General features: G+C 29.5%; 19 protein-coding genes. 15 read left to right on the top strand and 4 right to left on the bottom strand.

Annotated elements, in window-relative coordinates:
• Nucleotides 1-11: 11 nt before the first annotated feature.
• From Q0649_RS05675 to Q0649_RS05685, 3 genes are all read left to right on the top strand, one after another.
• Entirely contained in the window at nt 12-788 is a 777-nt protein-coding gene (locus Q0649_RS05675; RefSeq protein ID WP_298838625.1) for a cobalt-precorrin-6A reductase, read from the top strand.
• 293 nt (nt 789-1,081) lie between these two features.
• Nucleotides 1,082-1,930, top strand: coding sequence for a DegV family protein (locus Q0649_RS05680; RefSeq protein ID WP_298838628.1), 849 nt, complete (start codon nt 1,082-1,084; stop codon nt 1,928-1,930).
• Nucleotides 1,912-2,394, top strand: coding sequence for a PadR family transcriptional regulator (locus Q0649_RS05685; RefSeq protein ID WP_298838631.1), 483 nt, complete (start codon nt 1,912-1,914; stop codon nt 2,392-2,394). The genes Q0649_RS05680 and Q0649_RS05685 overlap by 19 nt, the downstream gene beginning before the upstream one ends.
• A 51-nt stretch (nt 2,395-2,445) precedes the next feature.
• Here Q0649_RS05685 and Q0649_RS05690 read toward each other — a convergent pair whose 3' ends face one another.
• Both Q0649_RS05690 and Q0649_RS05695 read right to left on the bottom strand, forming a co-directional pair.
• The gene (locus tag Q0649_RS05690) at nt 2,446-3,150 is read right to left on the bottom strand and encodes a DUF4397 domain-containing protein (protein WP_298838634.1); all 705 of its coding nucleotides are present in this window, start codon (nt 3,148-3,150) and stop codon (nt 2,446-2,448) included.
• 98 nt (nt 3,151-3,248) lie between these two features.
• Nucleotides 3,249-4,715, bottom strand: a complete 1,467-nt coding sequence (locus tag Q0649_RS05695; protein ID WP_298838637.1) for a zinc ribbon domain-containing protein — start codon at nt 4,713-4,715, stop codon at nt 3,249-3,251.
• Between the two features lie 209 nt (nt 4,716-4,924).
• On the opposite strand from Q0649_RS05695, the gene Q0649_RS05700 reads away from it, so the two are divergent.
• Nucleotides 4,925-5,818 (top strand): zinc-ribbon domain-containing protein, encoded by an 894-nt coding sequence (locus Q0649_RS05700; protein WP_298838640.1) that lies wholly within the window; start codon nt 4,925-4,927, stop codon nt 5,816-5,818.
• 24 nt (nt 5,819-5,842) lie between these two features.
• The gene (locus tag Q0649_RS05705; protein WP_298838643.1) at nt 5,843-7,291 is read left to right on the top strand and encodes a zinc ribbon domain-containing protein; all 1,449 of its coding nucleotides are present in this window, start codon (nt 5,843-5,845) and stop codon (nt 7,289-7,291) included.
• 142 nt (nt 7,292-7,433) lie between these two features.
• Here Q0649_RS05705 and Q0649_RS05710 read toward each other — a convergent pair whose 3' ends face one another.
• Nucleotides 7,434-8,369, bottom strand: coding sequence for a magnesium transporter CorA family protein (locus Q0649_RS05710; protein ID WP_298838646.1), 936 nt, complete (start codon nt 8,367-8,369; stop codon nt 7,434-7,436).
• 382 nt (nt 8,370-8,751) lie between these two features.
• On the opposite strand from Q0649_RS05710, the gene Q0649_RS05715 reads away from it, so the two are divergent.
• The 6 genes from Q0649_RS05715 (at nt 8,752) to Q0649_RS05740 (ending at nt 13,962) form a co-directional block, all read left to right on the top strand.
• Nucleotides 8,752-9,300: a manganese efflux pump gene (locus Q0649_RS05715; protein WP_298838713.1), complete on the top strand. Its 549-nt coding sequence runs from the start codon at nt 8,752-8,754 to the stop codon at nt 9,298-9,300.
• 164 nt (nt 9,301-9,464) lie between these two features.
• Nucleotides 9,465-10,925 (top strand): aminoacyl-histidine dipeptidase, encoded by a 1,461-nt coding sequence (locus Q0649_RS05720; protein ID WP_298838649.1) that lies wholly within the window; start codon nt 9,465-9,467, stop codon nt 10,923-10,925.
• A gap of 18 nt (nt 10,926-10,943) precedes the next feature.
• Nucleotides 10,944-11,351 carry a Fur family transcriptional regulator gene (locus Q0649_RS05725; protein ID WP_298838652.1) on the top strand — a complete coding sequence of 136 codons (408 nt, stop codon included), beginning with the start codon at nt 10,944-10,946 and terminating at the stop codon, nt 11,349-11,351.
• Between the two features lie 15 nt (nt 11,352-11,366).
• Nucleotides 11,367-11,765, top strand: coding sequence for a DUF6762 family protein (locus Q0649_RS05730; RefSeq protein ID WP_298838655.1), 399 nt, complete (start codon nt 11,367-11,369; stop codon nt 11,763-11,765).
• Nucleotides 11,766-11,874: 109 nt separating this feature from the next.
• Nucleotides 11,875-12,933, top strand: a complete 1,059-nt coding sequence (locus Q0649_RS05735) for an HD-GYP domain-containing protein (RefSeq protein WP_298838658.1) — start codon at nt 11,875-11,877, stop codon at nt 12,931-12,933.
• Between the two features lie 27 nt (nt 12,934-12,960).
• Nucleotides 12,961-13,962 carry a rhomboid family intramembrane serine protease gene (locus Q0649_RS05740; RefSeq protein ID WP_298838661.1) on the top strand — a complete coding sequence of 334 codons (1,002 nt, stop codon included), beginning with the start codon at nt 12,961-12,963 and terminating at the stop codon, nt 13,960-13,962.
• Between the two features lie 442 nt (nt 13,963-14,404).
• Here the strand turns inward: Q0649_RS05740 and Q0649_RS05745 are convergent, their stop codons facing one another.
• A complete protein-coding gene (locus Q0649_RS05745; RefSeq protein ID WP_298838665.1) occupies nt 14,405-16,177 on the bottom strand; it encodes an ATP-dependent metallopeptidase FtsH/Yme1/Tma family protein in 1,773 nt (590 codons plus the stop codon).
• A gap of 359 nt (nt 16,178-16,536) precedes the next feature.
• On the opposite strand from Q0649_RS05745, the gene Q0649_RS05750 reads away from it, so the two are divergent.
• The 4 genes from Q0649_RS05750 (at nt 16,537) to Q0649_RS05765 (ending at nt 21,418) form a co-directional block, all read left to right on the top strand.
• Complete coding sequence (locus tag Q0649_RS05750) at nt 16,537-17,484, top strand: ribonuclease H family protein (RefSeq protein WP_298838667.1); 948 nt, start codon at nt 16,537-16,539, stop codon at nt 17,482-17,484.
• A 34-nt stretch (nt 17,485-17,518) separates the two neighbouring features.
• Entirely contained in the window at nt 17,519-19,576 is a 2,058-nt protein-coding gene (locus tag Q0649_RS05755; RefSeq protein WP_298838670.1) for a PAS domain-containing sensor histidine kinase, read from the top strand.
• Nucleotides 19,577-19,752: 176 nt separating this feature from the next.
• The gene (locus Q0649_RS05760) at nt 19,753-19,929 is read left to right on the top strand and encodes a YtxH domain-containing protein (RefSeq protein WP_298838673.1); all 177 of its coding nucleotides are present in this window, start codon (nt 19,753-19,755) and stop codon (nt 19,927-19,929) included.
• 190 nt (nt 19,930-20,119) lie between these two features.
• The gene (locus tag Q0649_RS05765) at nt 20,120-21,418 is read left to right on the top strand and encodes a helix-turn-helix domain-containing protein (protein ID WP_298838676.1); all 1,299 of its coding nucleotides are present in this window, start codon (nt 20,120-20,122) and stop codon (nt 21,416-21,418) included.
• The last annotated feature ends 3 nt before the right edge of the window (nt 21,419-21,421 follow it).

Consider the following 21,421-nt stretch of genomic DNA (forward strand, 5'->3'; position numbering starts at 1 on the left):
AGTGAATGATGATGATAGGTTTAATTGTAGGTACTTCAGAAGGAAAAAATATTCTTTCAGGGTTAAATAATTTTACAGAGGATATTTTTATATCAACAGCTACTGCATATGGTGCAGAGCTTTTGAAGGATTATAAATATAAGGTGTTTAATGAGAAACCATTAGATTTAGTTGGACTTATAAAGGTTATAAAAGAAAATGACATAAAAATTTTAATTGATGCATCTCATCCTTATGCGCTAGAGATTACAGAAAATGCAATCGAAGCCTGTAAAGTCTGCGGAGTGCAATATGTTAGATATGAGAGGCCTCCAGTTCTTAAAAAATTTAAGGATAATAAAAATGTAGTTGTGGTGGAAAATTATGAGAGCCTTTATGAACATCTTAAAAAAATAGATGGAACTATTCTTAATACTACTGGTAGCAGAAATATAGTTAAGATTTTAGACTTTAATTTAAAAAACAGAGTGATACATAGGGTTCTACCATCGGTTAAAGTTTTAGTGGAAATATTAGATTTAGGTGTAAAAGTTGATGATATAGTGGCAATGAAGGGGCCTATAGGATATGAACTTAATTGTGGATTTATTAAAGAATACAGGGCTAAAGCGATACTTATGAAGGATAGTGGAGTCCAAGGTGGAACATATGATAAAATAAAAGCTGCTATAGATAATAACATAATGGCATTTGTAATTGGAAGGAAACCTATGGAATATTCAAAGGTATTTTATAGTGAGATAGAAGTTGTAAAATATATTTCTGGTTTAATGAAAGTACCTGAGTGAGATAATACGACTTGTACTAGTAATAAAATTAAAGATATTTATTATTAAACATGCGGTTAACTATTATAAATACCATTTAGTTGTTAACCGTCCCCACTATTTTCAATTATTTAAAGCAATTAGTTGTTAACCGTCCCCAATAATAACTCTCTCACGATATTTTCTATGCATGATTGTATATATTTATATTTATTGGATAAATTAATATATAAATGAATACATATGTATCAGTATTGATACACATATATTATAGTGATATAATGATGATAATATTTAATGTAGGAGGGGTTAATTTGGATAAGATAGCGCTTATAACAGACACTACAAGCGATTTAAGAAGTGACGTAACACAGAAATACAGTATTAATGTATTACCCTTTAGGATTATCTATTCTGATAGAGAGTATTTAGATAATGTAGATATATCGCCGCAGGAAGTTTATGATAACATGAAGATAGAAGTACCTACATCTTCATTACCATCAATGAAGGATATGGAGGAACTATTCCTAAGATTAGAAGAAGAGGGTTACACCCATGCTGTAGCAATAACTTTATCTACAGGGTTATCTGGTATATATAACGCGATGAAACTTACAAGTGAGAATCATCCAGGAATTATAACTCACGTATGTGATTCACAATCAATAGCACTTGGTGAGGGATTAATAGTTACAGAATGTGGAAAGCTTATACAAGAAGGCAAGAGCTTTGAGGAAGTAGTTAATGCTATTCCGTCTATTAAAGAAAGAATTCATCTATATTTTGTAGTGGGTACTTTAGAGTATTTAAAAAAAGGTGGAAGAATAGGGAAAGTTTCAGGAACAATAGCTGAGCTTTTAAACATTAAACCTATAATTTCTTTTGATGAGGATGGTAAGTATTGTACTGTCGAAAAGGTACGTGGTAGAAAACAATCTCTCAATAAACTTATAGAACTAACAAATAACATTTTGGATAAGAAGAAATGTAGGGTCTATATGTTGCATGGTGATGCGATGGATGAGACAAAACAAGTAATGGAGAAAATAGGAAAACATCCAAATGTTATTTCCATAGAATTTGGAGGATATATAAGTCCTGTATCAGGTGTTCATAGTGGACCAGGTTTGGTAGGAATGGTTTGCATAGAGGAACCTTAGATAAAAAGCCTACTAATGAAGTAAGTAAAGAAAATGAGATAGACATTAAAGCCGAGGAAAAGAGATTATACATTGAATACAAGAAAAAACTTTTGGAGCTTCGAAAAGTTAAAAAAGAAAAAGAAGCAGTGGGTCAAGTATTCACAAAAGGATTATTACCGTTATATGTTTTGTATACTCTAAGTCTCGGTGAAACAAATGGTAATGATATATCTCATAAAATAGGCGAGAGAACAAATGGTCATTGGATTCCTAGTACAGGCGGAATATACCCTTTATTGAAAAAACTAGAAAAAGAAAAATTTGTGGTTGGAGAGTGGAACGAATCTAAAAAAGCTCAGAAAATTTACAAAATTACAGAGCTTGGTATATTAGAATTAAAAAATAAGAAATACTTACTGCGTGATAAGATTGAGCAAGCTCTAGAAGTATTTAAGATAATTTATAGTGATTTATATAATTAAATATTAAAAAGCTAAAAAGCTACAGGTGAATTCGGACCTGTAGCTTTTTAATTAGTCTTCTCTAAAATCTAAATAAGAACTACCATCTAGTGGAATTAAAGCTTGAAGGCCTGGGTGACCACCTGCGAGACCTATAGCGTATACAGTATAAAATCGTTGAGGTTTTAATCTTACATTTGGAATATATAAAACTGTTTTCTTAGTACCAGTAGGTCTAACTTCAAATGTATAAGTTCCAGGAGGAACTTGCATATAATCAGTAGATTCTTTATAAGCAACGTTTTTAAAAAGAATTTTACCGTTTGGGAGTGTTACATCCACGGCACCTGCATTAGGTGATAAGTGTGTAAATTTAATATAAGCGTTATCAGAAGGATTATTAACTTTAGGTTCTAATACTAATAATAAATCAATGTTTGGTAATGTACCAATAGCTGCAACTGTATAAATTTTTCCCGGTGGGATAAAAACATTTTTATTAAGTACAGGAATGGTTTTGGTTCCAGCAGGATATAATTTTATATTGTAATTACCAGTCATAACTTCTACATAATTTGTAAAAGTACTATACGTAAGATTTTTAAACTTTAATATATCATTAATATATACATCAACAGCTGGAGAGTTAGGTGAAGCATGAAGAACTCTGATATATGAATTCATGGTTGCAACCCTATACAGAGAGTTTTCATTATAAATAAGGTTATCTCTATAAAAAGAATAAGGATCAATATAATTTTTTGGACAGTAAAACATAAAGGGCTCCCTTCAAACATTTTTACTATATTAATATATGAAGCCTTATCATATAAGGTTACTAAGTTAGTAAATGGTAAATTAGAATGAAATCCTATTTATTTTGCCTTACTTATACTTGTAAGTTGGTATCCGGTAGAAGCATCTTGTTTAAAACCGTAAATGTAGCTTGAGGTGTTAGGAGTTTCACTACCATCAGCATGAACTATGGTATAAGATTCTGAAGAGGTTATGGTTCCTGATGTATTATCATCATTAATATTGTAATCTATAATTTTAGAATCATTATAAGTTTCTTTTATTCCAGCATCATAGGTTTTTTGTATATATGATTGTTGCGTATTATATAATGAGCTTCCATAAGCTACGTAAGTATCAATTAATGAAGGTGTGCCATTATTGATAGCCTGTGCAATAGAAGAGGCGTAGTAGTATAAAAGATTGTCCAGCTGTGAGTGAATATTAGTTATTGTATTACTGGCACTCTCAAAACTTAAAAAAGCATTTTTATCGTCATTTGTAGCTAAGTATTCATCACTTGTAAGTGTTTTGCCATCAACTTTACATGTTGCGTATATTTTTGATGAGCTATCTATAGGGCCAAAATGGCTAGCATCTGCGACCTTCACATTTACATTTTTTCCGTTAACAAAAATGTTAGCATCAGGCTTATCAGAAGTTATATTTATATAACTCATATCATCAAATATACTTATGTTTGCAAATCCATTTGTTTCTATAAGATCAACTAAGTAAGGTTTGCTTAAAGTGACATACTTATTTTTGTAGTTAGCTAAGATTGAATAAGTACCAGGCATGTATGGTCCAAATTCTTTTGTGGAGTTGTCCGTTTCACTTTTTCCTATTACAGTATTATTAATTGAAAAAGAGACATTTTTAACTGTAGTTGTTATGTCAATAAAGGATGGTTTAACATTTATTTTATATTTGGGAAAAATGAAAAAACTTTTTCCGTTTCGTGCTAAAGTTAGTGTATTATTGGACTTTGTGTTAAGGCTACTAATATCCTTAGGGTTAGTAGAATCATCTTTTAAATCCTGCATAACCTGCGTTAAATATGTAGGTTTACTTTTAAAATATGATAATAAAGGTGAAATGCTCTTGCTATCTACAATAAGTCTAGTGTCGCTCGAGCATAGTATATTTTCCAAATCAGAAGTGTTGTTTGTTTCTACGTCTTGCTGAAATCTTGTTACAAGTTTACTCGGATCGGATAAAGAATTACCTACTTTAATAGTAGCAATTAATAATACTAGTAACATTGCTAATACTGCCATGACTATTTTGCTTTTCTTTGACAATATTAAATGGCCTGAAATATTGTCATTAGGTTCATTAGTAACTAAGTTTATGTCGTGATCTGATTTTGTTTCAGGAGTACCTGAAGTTATATCGTAATCAAGATCAGGTTTTGTAGTATCTAAATCCACTTTAGATTCTGTTTTGGATTGGTCAGTGGATTCTATTCTTAAGTCGTTTCCACAGCTAGTACAAAATTGTGTTCCTTCTATAACTTCTTTTCCACATTTAGTACAAAATTTCAATTTAAGTCCCCCGATATTATATTATTTGTTAAATATTAGTGTTGTTATTGCAAAGAATGAAATATATCTACACTAATATACTATACCATATATGACTATTACTTAAGGAAAAGCATAGAATATTTAATAGACTATAAAGCAAATGCAATTTATAACGAAGTACATTAGGTAACGGTAATAATTATTTTAGTTATTCAAGGGGGAGTATTATGACATATTGTAGTAAATGTGGTTCTAAGATTGAGAGCAATGGAGAGTTTTGCCCAAATTGTGGCACAAAGGTAAATCAAAATTCAAATGAAAACCACAACAAAGAAAGAATGGACCAAACTTTCGAACATGTTAAATCAGTAACAAATCAAATTAACGTTTCTGAAATAATAAACATTTTAAAAAACTCAGTAATAAATCCAGTTTCTGGTGGTAAAGAATTTGTAACTAAAACACAGAAAACACCAGCCATAATTATTATGATTATTTTAACATGTCTGCAAGGTATACTAGGGATTTGGAGGGTTAATCAAATTATTAGTAGTGTATCAACAATTTTTACGAATTTTTATAGAAACTTGTCTTCATTAGCAGCTTTAGTTGGTGAAAACTCGTCATCATATAATATTGATTCTAGTACCGTAGACTCTGTAAACAATGCTATTGATAAATTTAAATATATGAATACTATACCGTATGGCAAAATATTTATTGGAAATTGTGAATTATATTTAGTAGGATTAATTGTTTTATTTATTTGCATATATTTAGGAATAAGTTTTTTTGCAAAAGTAAAATGTACTCCATTCATAGTTTTTAAGGCAGTACTAATCTCAACGTTACCTATTTTATCTTGCGAAATTATTTCAATTATATTCTCATATTTTTCATTGAATTTTGGAATTATTTTTGTTATTTTAGGAGTATTTATTTCAATTGCAACCTTAGCTATTATAATTAGAGAAAGTTTTAGTATAGGAGCTAACCTATGCGTTTTAATCATTTCAATAGCGGGTGTTATTTCTTTAGCAGTACTTATTCTAGCATTCTCTTACTATATGGTGGATGTAGTTAAAGCAATAGTATATAAATATGGTAGTTTAATAAACTAATTATATAAAAACGGGGGGATTTAAATGAAATTTTGTACTAAATGTGGCAATGAAGTTAAAGATGAACAAACATTTTGTACATCTTGTGGAAATGATTTGAAAGGTGAGTCTATGAATGAAACTAAGCAGGAAGCGGAAGCTAATTCAATAAAAGAAACTCAGCCAATCGAAGAATATCATCCACAAAATGAAGAGAATGTTACGTTAGATAATACTACACCTAATAATAAATTAAGCAAAAGATCCAAAATACTAATAGCAACTGTTTCAGTTTTGATAGTAGCAATAATTGTTATAATTCAAGTTGGTAATTCTTTATTTAATCCTAGGAAGATTGCAACAAGATTTGAGCAAGATATAGTAACAAATAACACTTCTGATTTATCAAAAATACTATACTGTAATGATGCTAGGCTTGATATTAATAGCAGTAATATAACACCTTTATTAAATTACTTTAAAAAGAGCCCTTCATATTATAATGAAGTTATTCAAAATTTAAATAATGATGCACTTAGTCCTAAGGATATTAATAATATTAACATAACATCAAGTAATATATTAACCTTAACAAAGGTAGGAAAAAAGTTTTTAATTTTTCCCAATTATAAAATAAATGTTAAGCCATCTTTTGTTGATATAACCACTACTGTTAAAGATGTTTCTTTTTCAATTAATAATGTCGTAATAGGGAGGAGTGAAACAGATAAATCTACCAAAGAATTTGGACCATACATTCCCGGAACTTATTCGATTTTAGCTAATTATAAAGGGAAGTATGTTACTCTAAGTAAACCTTATTTAGTTAATCTTATAGAAACTAGCGATGGAATAGCAAAATTAAGTGTATTTGAGGATTTGAATTATTTAAACATAACATCTGATTATCCTGATGCAGAAATCTTTGTTAATTCAAAAGATACTAAAACAAAGATTACAGATGCTACTAATTTTGGACCTATAGATGGTGATTCAAAGATATATGCTACAACTGTAATAAATGGAAAAAAACTTAAGAGTGAAGAGTATTCATTGGACGTGGGAGCACCGGACATTAACATAAGTTTTGAAGATGCAATTAATAATCAAAGTAATGTCCAGGCTCAGTTAGATGGAGTTAAGTCACAATTAGGTGATCTTTTAAACAACTATGCACAAGCCCTTACACAAGCTATTAATACTAATGACTTTTCATTGATTGATGTTTACTTAACTTATGGGAGCGAACTATATAAACAACAACAATTAAATGTACCTGGATCTTATGCAGAGGGGAATGAAGAAAGTCTTGTTTCGGCGAGTGTTACAAGTTTCAACATTAGTGATGATACTCAATCTGGAAGTATTACGACTACTGAAACTTATAATTTTGTAACTGTAAATGGCAAATCATCTACGAAGACTTATAACCATGTATATAAATTTAAGTATAATGGTGATATATCCAATTATCAATTTACAAACAGAATATAAAATTTAAATATGGTTGCTGATAAAGTAAGACTATATAGTAGGGGTTAATAATTGAAATAACGCTATAATAAACAATTAGAATTTAGATATAATAATACAATAAATGATGATATGAGAACAGTTGTGAAGCTGTTCTCATTTTTTAAAACATATCTTTCTTATTTAAAATATAAATAGAAGAAATAACTAAAAGAACAATAAACGTAAACACATATAGAAAACCATTACTATTATTACCATAAGGTATTCCACCTACATTCATACCGAATAGTCCAGAAACTAAATTTGGTATAGCCATAACTATTGTAATAGCAGCAAGAAATTTCATTACAATATTTAGTTTATTTGATATAACAGAAGAGTAAGCATCCATAGTACCTTTTAAAATATCAGTATATGTAGAACACATTTCTATTGCTTGTTTGTTTTCAATAATAACATCCTCAAGTACGTCTTTATCTTCTTCATATTTTTGAAGAATATCTAGTTTAAGCATTTTTTCCAAGGTAATTTCATTTCCCTTTAAGGAAGTGGAAAAATATACAAGTGATTTTTCAAGTGCTAACAATTGAAGAAGTTCTTTATTTCTTAATGATTTGTGTAGTTGTTTTTCCACTATGTAGCTTTTTTTATCAATTTGTCTTAGGTATATTAAATAGTATTTTGCAATTCTATATAGGACTTGAAGCATAAATCTTTGACGTTTATAGGTATAAAAGGAACTAATTTTTCCATCACCAAAATCTGATAATACTTTACTGTTTTTTAAACAAACTGTAATTATTACTTTGTCTGTTTGGATTACAGCTATAGGATATGTATCATAGGTTAAGGAATTATCGTCTATATCAGTAAAGGGAATATCTAATATAATTAAAGTACAATCTTCTATATCAATACGGGAGGTTTCTTCTTCATCTAAAGCAGCCCTCAAAAAATCCATTGGTGCATTAGTGTTTCTTGAAACAAAGATTAATTCTTCATCTGATGGATCTATCATATTAATCCAACAACCAGGTTCTATATTTTCTAATTTTGTAAGTTGTTTATTTTCTGCACTGCTGTATATTGAAAGCATTACAACACCTCCTAGTGTAAATACCTTTATATTATAGTCTATAAAAGTAAATATATACAAGCAACAATTAGTTAAATAACTTTTCAAATGCATATTATAGTGTTAAATCATCTCCTTTGGAGCTGTAATATTAACGATTTCAAAAGGAGAGTTATATTTTCACTGAAGTTAATATTTACTAGGGTATATAACTCCAATTTATAGAAATGGGCGACTAATATTTTTAAATGTCGTTAAATCTTAGTTGACAAGAAAGCCTGAATAATTGATAATGGTATATGGAAAGTTATACACAGAAATTAATGAAAATATAATGATATAAAATCGTAAATTAAGAGTATATTAAGAGTATATTAAATCATTACCGAAGGGGGTGGGAAAGCTGGATATGTACTCATTATTTATGATTGCTTTAGCGCTATCTTTAGATGCATTTGGAGTAGCTTTATGTATAGGCTTAAACAATCAAACTAAATTTTCAAATAAGGTAGGCTTTACGATTTCTTTTGCGGTATTCCAATTTTTATTATCGTATATTGGAGCGTATGCAGGGTTCCTTTTTAATACATACGTAGCTGCAATGCCAACTATAATTGGCGGTATAATTATAGCCTTAGTTGGAGTTATTATGATTAAAGAAGGAATTACTAATCAAGGTAAATGTCCACTACTTAAACCTAAGATGTATTTTATTTTAGGCATATCTGTAAGTATAGATGCCATGGTGATAGGATTTACAGTATTAAATAATATAACAAAGGTTATATTATTAGAAGATACATTAATCATTGGAGCAGTGACTTTTATAATGGTAATATTGGCCTTTATAGTTTCTAAATATCTAAAAAAGATTGATATTATAGGGAAATATGCAGACTATATTGGAGGAATAATCTTGGTGTTTTTTGGACTGAAAATGATGTTTTTTTAATGACATTTCAGAATGAATGGTTCATCGTTATATAAGAGGAAATTAATTGCATTAGTAAAATAAAATTTAAGTAAAAATATAAATTCCTTCTATGGAGTTATTAACATTCAGCTCTGAAAGAGATGCGCTCCCCAGGAGGGTATTAAGAAGAAAGGATGATAAATATGTTAGAAAAATTAAAAGATTTAAATTCATTTAAAGCATTTAAATATTTCAAGGAGATGAACCAGGTTCCAAGAGGTTCTGGAAATGAAAAAGGAGTAAGTGACTTTTTAGTAAACTTTGCAAAAGAACACAATTTGAAAGTTACTCAGGATGCTTCATTAAATATAATAATTAAGAAACCGGGAACCAAAGGGTACGAAAATGCTCCAAAGATAATAATTCAAGGTCATATGGATATGGTATGTGAAAAAGAGCTCCATTCAAAACATGATTTTTTAAAGGATCCTATCGAGTTTATTGTAGAAGGTGATAATTTACACGCAAATGGTACTACACTAGGAGCTGATGATGGTATTGCGGTAGCAATGAGTCTTGCAGTGCTTGATTCTACAGATATACCTCATCCACCAATTGAGCTATTAGTAACAACTGGTGAAGAAGTAGGTATGGTTGGAGCAGAAGCGTTAGACCCTAAGGATTTAGAAGGAAGAGTACTTATTAATATAGATTCAGAAGAAGAAGGAAAACTTTTAGTAAGTTGCGCCGGCGGAGTAAGAGAAAAAATAAAACTTCCTATAATTTGGGAAGAGTCTGATAAAAGTTTTGTAACTTGTCTTATAAAGTTAAGAGATTTAAAAGGCGGTCACTCTGGAATGGAAATAGATAAAGAAAGAGGCAACGCTAACAAAATCATGGGACGGTTTTTAATAAATTTAAAATCAGCTATAGATTTTAAAATAAATTCTATTAGTGGAGGAGCTAAAAATAACGCGATCCCAAGAAGTGCTGATGCTGTTATATTATTTAGAGAAGATGACCAAACAATAGTTAAAGAGAAATTAGCTTTGTGGAATTCTATATTTAAAAATGAATTAAATACTATTGATCCAGATGTTAATTTATCTATTGAGATATTAGAAAATAATTCACGTAAAATATTTTCCGAGGAGACTGCTACAAAAGCACTTCAAGTACTTTTCTTAATTCCCAATGGAGTTAAAAGCATGAGCCAGGATATAAAAGGTTTAGTACAAAGTTCAACAAATATAGGAGTACTTACAACCGAGGATAATTATATAGTATTTGATTCTGCAATAAGAAGCTCGGTTCCATCTTTAAAGAAATTAATATGTGATGAAACCATAGTGCTTGCAGAAATGGTGGGAGCAACTATAGAATTTAAATCTGATTATCCAGAGTGGCAATATGATACTAATTCTAAAATAAAAACGGTATTTGAAAATGTTTATAAGGATTTATTTGGTAAAAATCCAGAAATAGCAGCTATACATGCAGGGCTAGAGTGTGGATTATTCAGTAAAAAGTTTGATGGTAATATTGATCAAATATCTTTTGGACCTAATATGTATGATGTGCACACTTCCAAGGAACACCTAAGTATCTCATCAACAGATAGAATGTGGAATTACTTGTTAGCAGTATTAAAAGAAATAAAATAATGTAGTAAGGTGATGTAGATGAATGTTATTTCATACTTAAAAGATAATAATATTAGGGTTACTAAAGCAAGAAAAAGTATACTTGAAATAATACTCTTTAGTAGTGATGCTATAAACGCAAATCTTATTTATGAGTTACTAAAAAAAGAAGATATTAAAATAGATTTATCAACGGTTTATAGAACCTTAGATTTGCTAGAGAGTAAAAAGATTGTTAATAAATTTGATTTGGGAAACAATATGTATAACTATATTATAAATAATAATTCACATAAACATATAATTGAGTGTGATTTATGTCATAAAAAAATGGTTATAGATTGTCCTATACCTCAAATAGAAGAGCAAATAAAGGCTAAGACAGGAATAACACTTACAGAAAGTCATGTTTATTTAAAAGGTATTTGTAAGGACTGCAAAAAATAAGAGAGGGTGGGTTTTATGCAATTTTCTTCATTGGTATTAATGGAAGTGGATAAAGAAACTAAGAAATTTGTTCGTGAGATTGGGAGTTATGAAACATCCCAGGGTGCGGAGTATGTAACAAAATTAAACTACTTTGGAGATTTAATTAATTTAACTTTTGATACACATGTGGATGTGGAAGAATGGCAATTCTCAGCAATATATGATTATTTTAACGAAGATGTATTTAGAGCTAAAGGATATATTATTGAGCCTATTGATGACGAGTATAATCCAACATGGCTAGTTAAGTTCAAATATTCTGACGAGCACATGGTTGTACGTGAATCATTAATTGAAGTATGCGAGTTAATAAAACAAGAATTTAAGGAAGTTTTTATAAAAATCAAAGGAAAAGAAGAAGAATACAAATAGAGTCATCTACGCAAGAAATGACTCGCCAGAATAACTTAGATACTTAAGCTGAAAACTTAATTAATCATCTTCTTTGGAGATGATTAATTAAAGATAATTAGAGGTGAACATGAGACTTGAGTTTATTAATAGGGTAGAGGTAAACGAAATATTAGGTAAAAACATAGTAACCAATGATGGCAGTGTGCTTTTAAGATCTGGAGTTAAATTGACAAAGAAATATATTTTTAAACTTAGAGAGTTAGGCGTTTTTTATATTTATGTAGAAGATTCAAGATTAGAAGAAGTATCAATAGAAGATGAGAGATTAAGTAGGTTAAAAGAATTAACCATGAAAAATATGTCTACCATAATGAAAAATGTAACTGATGGAGATGCATTAGGGACTAAAAACTCATTATCGGTTGTGGAAGACTTAGTTAATTATATTATTGAGATGGGTGATGTTAATAAGAGTTTGTATGATATTCAAACCTTTGATAACTATACTTATCTTCATTCTATTGATACTGGAATTATGGCTATTTTTCTTGGTATTTCAATGAAGCTTACGGAAAGCGAATTAAAAGAGTTAAGCATTGGTGCAATACTGCATGATATTGGCAAGACTAAAATAAACAAAAACATTATAACGAAACCTGGTAAACTAACAAGTGAAGAATTTGAAGAAATAAAAAACCATCCTATATATGGAAAACAAATTTTAGAGAAAAATTTTAATATGTCAAATAGGGTGTTAAAAGCAGTTGAACATCACCATGAGAGGGTTGATGGTAATGGGTATCCTTATGGTCTTACTAAAAATCAAATTTCTAAATTTGCAAAGATAATTGGTATTTGTGATGTTTATGATTCTGTAAGTAACGATAGATGTTATAGAAAAAAATTTAATCCTAGTGATGCTTATGAGTTGATACTCGCAGGTGCTGGAAATGCATTTGATGAGGAAGTGGTAAAAGATTTTAAAAAGACATTTTCAGTGTTTCCATTAGGAGTTTGTTTGAAATTATCAAATGGTGTTGAAGGATATGTTATTAAACAAAATAGAAACTTTCCGGATAGGCCTATAATAAGAGTGTTATATGAGAGTGAGACACGGCTGCCTATTAAGTTTTATGAAATAGATTTGCTTAAACATCATAATGTTATAGTGGAATCAATAATGTGAAAATATCTATTTGATTAGGAGAATAATATGTTAGAAAAAAATATAAAAATCATTATAAATGGTCTGACTCAGAATCTAGGATATTTATTAGAAGATATAAAAAGTAAAAATAATAGTTCAGAGCTATGGACAGTGAGTAAGAATATAAGTGGTAGAGATTACCGAATAATATTTATTACTCCTAAAAGCATAAATCAATTAATAGAGTATGATATTCCAGCAGATAAAAACAATATATATATATTGTTGTCTGAGGGAGAATTAAGTAGCGATGAATCTGGTAAAGTCCTTTCTACAAATAATTTATTGCAAAAACCATTAATAAGGGTTAATGTATCAGAAAAAAGAGTTAATTATTCTCAAAATGTAAAGTTAGAGGTAGTGAATGACTTAGTTTCAATTATGAATAATAACAATTTAAGTAGCAGGTCTAAAAAAATGAATGTACAAGATAAACCTTGGATTACCATAATAATTATAGCTATAAATATTATAATGTATGGTATTACAGCATACCTGAGTGTTATATCAAATGGTAGTATTTTAAATAGCGATACTAATGTTCTAGTTTTACTTGGTGCTAAGGTTAATGATTTAATAAATCAAGGTCAGTATTATAGGCTTGTGACTTGTATGTTTTTACATGGAGGGATTGTGCATGTAGCGGTTAATATGTATTCGCTTTATGCTATAGGACCCATGGTTGAAAGTGTTTATGGAAAAATAAAATATTTAGCTATTTATTTTATTTCTGGGATATGCGCATCTTTATTTAGTTATGTATTTTCAACAAGTATTTCAATTGGTGCTTCTGGTGCAATTTTTGGATTACTCGGAGCGGTGCTTATTTTTGCGATTACATCTAAAGGAAAGACTGGAAGTGCGTTTATAAAAAGCATTTTATCTGTTATCTTTATAAATATATTTATAGGGGCTACGATGCCAGGTATTGATAATTTTGCTCACTTAGGTGGACTTTTTGGAGGCATGCTTGTAGCATTTCTAGTTAATTATAGAACTAAAGAGTAACAACAGTGTTATCACTCAGACATTGCAAATAAAAAAGGCATCCTATGAATTTCTCCTGCGTGACTCTAAATAAGAGGTTGAAACATGAAATTCCATTAAGAAATTCTAATCTTTTGCAGATATAAAATTCTCTAACGCTCTCATTCAGCTTACAGCTGGTTCGCTAGACTGCCTATAGCAGTCTCACGAGAATTTTATATTTGCAAAAGAAGAATTTTAAATGGAATTTCAATTGTTTCTGTCCTTCTTATTTAGAGTCACTTCCGGAAAAATTCATACCAGTATTATTGCAGTTTTCTTATATATGAGGGGGCTAACAATTAATAATTGTTAGCGACCCAGAGATATACAAAGAGGTAAATCTCCTTCTGAAGCTCTTAGCGAGTCTCTAATAGATCTGTGCAGCGATCCAGAAGATGATTTATGTTATTATATGGATGCTTTAATCTTTAATAGTATCTTCAATTTTAACAGTATCACCTATGATACTAATTAAATCTTCATGATTTATAGTTTCTTTTTTTATTAATAAGCTAGTAATGTTTTTTAAAGATTCTTTTTCATTTGTTAATATGGTTATAACTTCATCATATAACTGCGAAATTAAATTTTTACATTCTGAGAATACATCGTCTTGATTTGTAAAACCTGATTCTTTTAATTTGGCCATAGTAAGTAATCCTAAAGACTCACCCATTCCATATTCTGTTATCATGTTTGTTATAAGCTCAGTACTTCTTTGCAGGTCGCTATATGCACCAGTGGTTACATGATCTATACCAAAAATAATCTCTTCAGCAGCTCTGCCACCCAGGAGTACCATTATTTTTTTCTTTATATAGTCTTTGTTTTGATATAGTTTATCTTCTGGAATACTTAAGGTATAACCCCCTGCACCTTTGGTGGTTGGAATTATAGTTACTTTAGAAACCTTATCATTTGGTAACATTTTAAGTGAAATTAGAGCATGTCCAGCTTCGTGAAAAGCAGTGATTTTTCTATCATCCTCTTTAATATAATCTCTATCAACTTTTTCATAACCAGCAAGCATTATTGAATAAGCTTTATCTAAATGTTCGTTTTCAATAAATGTCGAATTGTCTTTACAAGCAATAATAGCAGCTTCATTAGCTAAATTTTCTAGCTTTGCACCTGAAAAAGATGTAGTTTTATGTGCCCATTCAGAGTAGTCTATATCCTTAATCGGTTTGTTTTTAAGGTGAAGTCTCAAAATCTTTTCTCTTGCAGATACATCAGGAAGTGTTACTTCAATATGTCTATCAAAACGACCTGGACGAAGTAGTGCAGCGTCAAGCATATCAAGTCGATTAGTTGCTGCAATTATAATTATGCCTTCTGACTCATTAAAACCAGACATTTCAGTTAGTAGAGCATTAAGTGTCTGATCTTTCTCGTCCGATCCTCCACCAGTTCCGTTATCTCTTTTCTTGCCTATAGCATCAATTTCATCAATAAAGATAACTGCTCTTCCATGACTTCTTGCTTTTTTAAATAAACTTCTAATTCTTCCAGCACCTACCCCTACATATATTTGAACAAAATCAGAACCAGATACTGCATAGAAAGGTACATTTGCCTCGCCTGCTACTGCTTTTGCAAGAAGTGTTTTACCTGTACCTGGATCTCCGTATAAAATTACGCCTTTTGGCATTCGAGCTCCATAAGCAGAATATTTCTCTGGGTTTTTAAGAAAATCAACTATATCTTGTACACTATCTTTAGCCTCTTCATTACCAGCTACATTTTCAAAGTTAAAACCAATATCCGAAACTGCGGTAACATCAAGATTAGTTGCAGAGAACATACCTTTTGTTTTTCTTTTTGCAGGTTTAAAGCACATGCAACCAAGTACTATTAGAGAAATTATAAAACCGGATATTGATGCTATTTCTCCGGGACTGGTTAAAGCTTGCTCGGAAACGTTTATACCATCTTTTAACAATCCTTCTTTGAAATTATTAGTTCTTGGATTATCAGTTTCGTAAATAATTCCATTTTTAAGCTTAACTTGAATTTTAGGCGAGGTTGTTACGTATACAGTGGAAATAGTATTATGAGCTACATCTTTAAGAAAATTAGTATATAGTTTATTTGAAGATACTTTAAAGGTATTACTTACAAAAATGAGAAATACTAATGACAAAACTGCAGTAATAACAGGAAGTAAAATATACTTATTTTTAATTTTATTCATATTATCGAAGCAAGGGGTCCATTATACTTTCAATTACTTTTGGAACCCGCCTCATTCACCATCCTTTCGTGTATATCAAATTTGTTTTTATACCAATAGTTCTTTTATTTTAACTTGCTAAATGAGAACAATATGTCGAATTACGTTTTAAAATATTAACTTATAAGGGCTATTATAATATTATTCTAAGGCCTTGTCCATCGAACCTAATAGATTATGGAAATGTAAATATTGTAAAAAGTTAATTATTAATTTTATCATTTATTGTATACTTTATTTATGATAGAATTAGAGGGGTAATCCATAATATCTACAGGCTTAAATTATGAAGCAGCTTTTAAAAAGGAGAACATTAAAGAATGGGAAAGAAAGTTTATGCTATAAAAGAAGGGTTTAATTCTAATACTAATGAAAAAATAGAAAATATAATAGTTGGTACTTGGACAGAGTGCCTAAAATATGTAAAAGGGGTAAAAGGAGCAAAGTATAAGAGCTTTGAGGATAGAAATGAAGCTGAAAAGTTTTTAAATTCTGCTCCTGTTATTTTAGAAAAGATAGATAACAATTATCCAAAGGATATCCTTCATATTTATGTGGATGGAAGTTATAATTCAGGGACGATGGAATATTCTTATGGAATGGTAGCAGTGAGGGATGATGTAGTTTTTTATATAGAGAGCGGCAAAGGAAAAAGTGATTCTAATAAAAATATAAGACAAATTGCAGGTGAACTAGAAGGCGCAGTAAAAGGATGCCAGTATGCGCAAAGCATAGGAGAAAAGAAAGTAGTGATATTTCATGATTATATAGGGATTTGTTACCATGCTACTGGGTTCTGGGATAGGAAAGAGGAATCATCAAAACAGTATTATCAAAAAATGCAAGAACTTATGGGTAATGGAATAGAGGTTATATTTGTTAAAGTAGATAGCCATACAGGTGATTTATTTAATGAACTTGTGGATGAGAAATGTAAGGAGCAACTGGGAATAAAATCAGATAAAGTTGTGGAAAAGTGGCTAACAAGTAACACTATAAATGTAGCAAGTGATGAGGTAAAGAGTCAAATTTGCTCAATAGCAGCAAAGGGAGAAGCAAATATAATTGTTAAAGATTCTAATACCGTTAACAATTCTATGATTAAAAAGGAACCTAACAGGAAGCAAAATAAAATATATTCATTTAGTGAGATTGTTCATGAGTATAAAATTAATAATGGAGACATTGAGAAATTAATTTTGAACTTAAGTAGTGATGAAAAGACAAATTTTATTACTTATCTATTAAAAGAAAATAATATAAAGTGATATACAAAATAATATAAATCATTGAGGTGGTATATTGGAAAATTTAAATATTGAGCAGCAGTATAAGATTATTTTAGATCGAAACCAGAAGCTCGAAAAACGAAACCAGAAGATTGAGGAGCAAAACACTCAGTTACTCAGTATTATTGAAAATTTATCTGAGGGAGTAATGTTTGCTAATAATAAGGGCGATTTCATAATGGTGAATTCGGAAGCAAAGAGGCTTATTTATAAATCAGATATAGGAATTAATATAGCGGATGCTTTTAAGAATATTGAAGTATTCGATATGTTTGGCAATCAGGTGCCTTATGAAGATTTTCCATCAGTTAGAGCATTAAGAGGTGAAAAATCAAAGAATGTTAAGATTTTTGTATGCCACCCTAATAAAGAATACTTTGCAGAAATTAGTTCAACGCCCATTTATAATGCAAAGGGTGATTTAACTATAATAGTATCCTGCTTTCATGATATTACAGAAACAATAAACCAATCAAGAGAAATAGAGCAGCAGAAAAAGGAATTAGAAGCTATCATAGAAAATATAGCTGACTCTATTGCTATTTTCGATGATAAAGGTAAATACATATTAGTAAATAAAACATCAAGGGAATTGTTTCTCTCATCTTATAATACTTTGGACAATATAAGTGATGGATATAATACATCTGAGTTTTATGATATTAATGGAGAGAAGATTGATAGCGAAAATATTCCAGCCAATAGACTTATGAGGGGCGAAGAATTTAAAAACATGAGAGTGATAGTTAAGTCACCAAATAAAACATTACAAGTAGATATTAATGGTACACCTATTTATGATAGTAATGGAAAATTTACTTTGGGAGTTCTTTGCAGTAGAGATATGACAGACTATTTTAAGCATGAAGAAATTACAAGAAGCCGTTATGAATTTTTAAATAGAATGGTAAATACGTTTGATTTACCTGTTGTTCGATTATCACATCAAAATTTTAAAATTGTGGATATTAATAGAAAAGCATTTGGTATTATTCAATCGATTAAGCCGAGTGTTAAATCAATTAGCCAAATAAAAGGTAATAAAACTGAAGATTTATTTAAAAACTTTAAAAAGAGTGAATACTATAAGTGCTTAAATGAAGTTCTAAAGGATAAGAAAATCAAGTATTTAAATAAAAAAACTTTAATTTTAAATGGAAGTGAAGTATATTGGAATATTATATTTGAACCAGTATTTGAAGTTAATGGGGAAATTCGTGAAATACTAATTTTAGTAATAGATGTTACTCCTGAAATTAAATCTAATATAGTTATGGAAAAAGCATTGAAAGTGCAAGGAGAATTTCTTGTTAATATATCGCATGAGCTTAAAACACCACTAAATGTTATATTTGCAACGGCTCAGTTATTTAGCATGTATTGTAATAGTGGGTCGCTTGATGATAAAAAGGATTCTATTATTAAATATATAGAATCCATTAAGCACAATTCTTATAGATTATCTAAAATTATTAATAACATAGTTGATTTATCCAAAATAGAAGCTGGATTTTACAAATTGAACTTATCTAATAATAATATCGTGGAAATTGTAGAAGAAATTGTGATGTCTTTAACTAATCTGACTGAGAGTAAGGGGTTAAATATTATTTTTGATACTGACCTTGAGGAAAATATTATTGCTTGTGATATAGAAAAAATTGAGAGAATAGTCTTAAATCTTATATCAAATGCTATAAAATTTTCAAATAAAGGTGATGAGATATTAGTCTATGTTAAAAATGAAAGCAAATTTGTTGAAATATCAGTTAAAGATAATGGAATTGGCATTGAAGAGGAGCATTTGGATATAATATTTGATAGATTTAGGCAGGTAGATAAATCGCTATCAAGAAATGCAGAAGGTACAGGGATTGGTCTTAGTTTAGTTAAGTCGATTGTTGAATTGCATGGTGGTAGTATATATGTTGAAAGTGAATTTGGGAAGGGAAGCAAGTTTACAGTAAGACTTCCTAAAGAGAAGGTACTTCATGAAAACAAGCTCTATAGTAGCAATGTAAGAGGGCGTGATGAAAACATACAAATAGAACTCTCAGATGTTTATTCATAAAAAATTAATATTATAACATAAGTACTTCAAATTAAATCATCTTTGAGGCCCATGAAAGGTCATTAAACTTTTATTTTTACTATTATATATAATTATTAATTTTAAAAAATACATTAAAAAATTAAAAAATGCACATCCTATAAAGAGTAAATAAATAAAGAAAGGGTGTGTAATTTATGCAAAATAGATTTGTGTCAACAATTACAGCAGGTGCAATAATTGGTGTAGCAGCAGGCATGATGTTAATTCCTAATATGGATAGAAACACAAGAAGAAGAGCTAAAAAGACCGGAAAGATGGTAATGAATATGGCAGGCGACATATATGATAATATGAAGGACCGTATTTTATAATTAATATTCAAAAGACTCTAAACTATGTTAATAAACACATGGTTTGGAGTCTTTAATATTTAAAGTAAAAATTCGAAATCTATTCATATATTTACAATATTATAGGTGAACTATGTTATAATTGAATTAAAATTGTCGATTTATATAAATTAGTACTATTTTATTACCATGTTGTAAAGGAAGAGTGATTATGGAAATACTATCTATGGGAGAAAAGATAAAGAGAAAAAGAAAAGAACTTAACATGACATTAAAAGACCTTGCAGGTAGTAGGATAACTCCAGGGCAAATTAGTTTAGTTGAATCCGGTAAATCTAATCCAAGTATGGATTTATTAGAATATCTTGCAAATAATTTAAATACTACGGTTGAATATCTAATGGAGTCAGAGGAAGCTCAAGCTGATAGAATATGTTTGTTCTACCAAAATATTGCTGAAGCTCAAATTTTAAATAGTGATCTATTGCAGGCTGAGCAAAACATCGATAAATCTATATATTTTTGTGAAAAATATAAATTAGAATATCGAAGAGCTAGGAACTTATCTTTAAGAGGCGATATATATATGGAACAACACGATATTGCGTCAGCTCAACAGGTTTTTCTTTCTGCAAATGTAGTTTTTATTAAAAATAATTCTTATGAAGAGATAATTAAAACTTTATTAAAGTTAGGGAAAATAACTCTTAAGCTAAGGGGATATCAGTCTGCCTCAAGTTATTTTAAGCAAGCTGAAAAAGTTTTTATAGACAATCAAATGGGAAATGATTTTCTCCTGGGCGAAATATATTATTATATAGGTTATACTTATTTTAAATTAGAAAATATGGAGAATGCTATTAAATATTCATATTTAGCTAAGGAAAAATTCAATCAGATTAGTAGTAAAAAAGAGTATGCTAATTCACTCCTATTACTCGCGGATGGATATAATAAAAAAGGTGACATCAAAAATGCTATAAAATACTCGAAGATTACTTTAAAAGTATTCAAAGAAATTAATAATTTGACTTATATATCAGAGATAGAAAATAATTTAGGAAGATTATTTTATGAGTTTGAAAATATGGAAGAGTCATTTATACACCTAAATAAGGCTAAGGAAATTAGGCAAAATACTAATGACTTAAAATTAATAGATACTTTAGTTAACATTTGTAAAAATTACATTAAGCTTAAGTCTGTAAGTAAAGCTAAAGAGTCGTTAGGTCATATACTAGATTATATAGAAGATGGTAATAATACAGCATTATGCAAGTATTATCTATTAAAATATAGAATTGATTTATTAGAGGACAATAAGGGTGAAGCAGAAACCACATTACTTCAAGCATTAGAGTTTGTGAAGCAGCAAGATAAACTAAAGGATGCAGCTGAAATATCTATAATGATTGGAAAATTCTATGTGGATGGTGGCAGAAGTTTAGATGCAGCTAAATATTTAAATGAAGGTGTAGAGTTATTTAAAAGACTAGGAATAATTAATTAAAAC

Origin of the sequence: uncultured Clostridium sp., from assembly GCF_937920395.1 — a bacterium.
Classification (GTDB): Bacteria; Bacillota; Clostridia; order Clostridiales; family Clostridiaceae; genus Clostridium_AD.

Bases quoted from the DNA above. Each gene is read 5' to 3' on its own strand.
- Q0649_RS05675 (WP_298838625.1), top strand. From the start codon at position 12: ATGATAGGTTTAATTGTAGGTACTTCAGAAGGAAAAAATATTCTTTCA.
- Q0649_RS05690 (WP_298838634.1), bottom strand. From the start codon at position 3,150: ATGTTTTACTGTCCAAAAAATTATATTGATCCTTATTCTTTTTATAGA.
- Q0649_RS05700 (WP_298838640.1), top strand. From the start codon at position 4,925: ATGACATATTGTAGTAAATGTGGTTCTAAGATTGAGAGCAATGGAGAG.
- Q0649_RS05705 (WP_298838643.1), top strand. From the start codon at position 5,843: ATGAAATTTTGTACTAAATGTGGCAATGAAGTTAAAGATGAACAAACA.
- Q0649_RS05710 (WP_298838646.1), bottom strand. From the start codon at position 8,369: ATGCTTTCAATATACAGCAGTGCAGAAAATAAACAACTTACAAAATTA.
- Q0649_RS05720 (WP_298838649.1), top strand. From the start codon at position 9,465: ATGTTAGAAAAATTAAAAGATTTAAATTCATTTAAAGCATTTAAATAT.
- Q0649_RS05725 (WP_298838652.1), top strand. From the start codon at position 10,944: ATGAATGTTATTTCATACTTAAAAGATAATAATATTAGGGTTACTAAA.
- Q0649_RS05730 (WP_298838655.1), top strand. From the start codon at position 11,367: ATGCAATTTTCTTCATTGGTATTAATGGAAGTGGATAAAGAAACTAAG.
- Q0649_RS05735 (WP_298838658.1), top strand. From the start codon at position 11,875: ATGAGACTTGAGTTTATTAATAGGGTAGAGGTAAACGAAATATTAGGT.
- Q0649_RS05740 (WP_298838661.1), top strand. From the start codon at position 12,961: ATGTTAGAAAAAAATATAAAAATCATTATAAATGGTCTGACTCAGAAT.
- Q0649_RS05745 (WP_298838665.1), bottom strand. From the start codon at position 16,177: ATGAATAAAATTAAAAATAAGTATATTTTACTTCCTGTTATTACTGCA.
- Q0649_RS05750 (WP_298838667.1), top strand. From the start codon at position 16,537: ATGGGAAAGAAAGTTTATGCTATAAAAGAAGGGTTTAATTCTAATACT.
- Q0649_RS05760 (WP_298838673.1), top strand. From the start codon at position 19,753: ATGCAAAATAGATTTGTGTCAACAATTACAGCAGGTGCAATAATTGGT.
- Q0649_RS05765 (WP_298838676.1), top strand. From the start codon at position 20,120: ATGGAAATACTATCTATGGGAGAAAAGATAAAGAGAAAAAGAAAAGAA.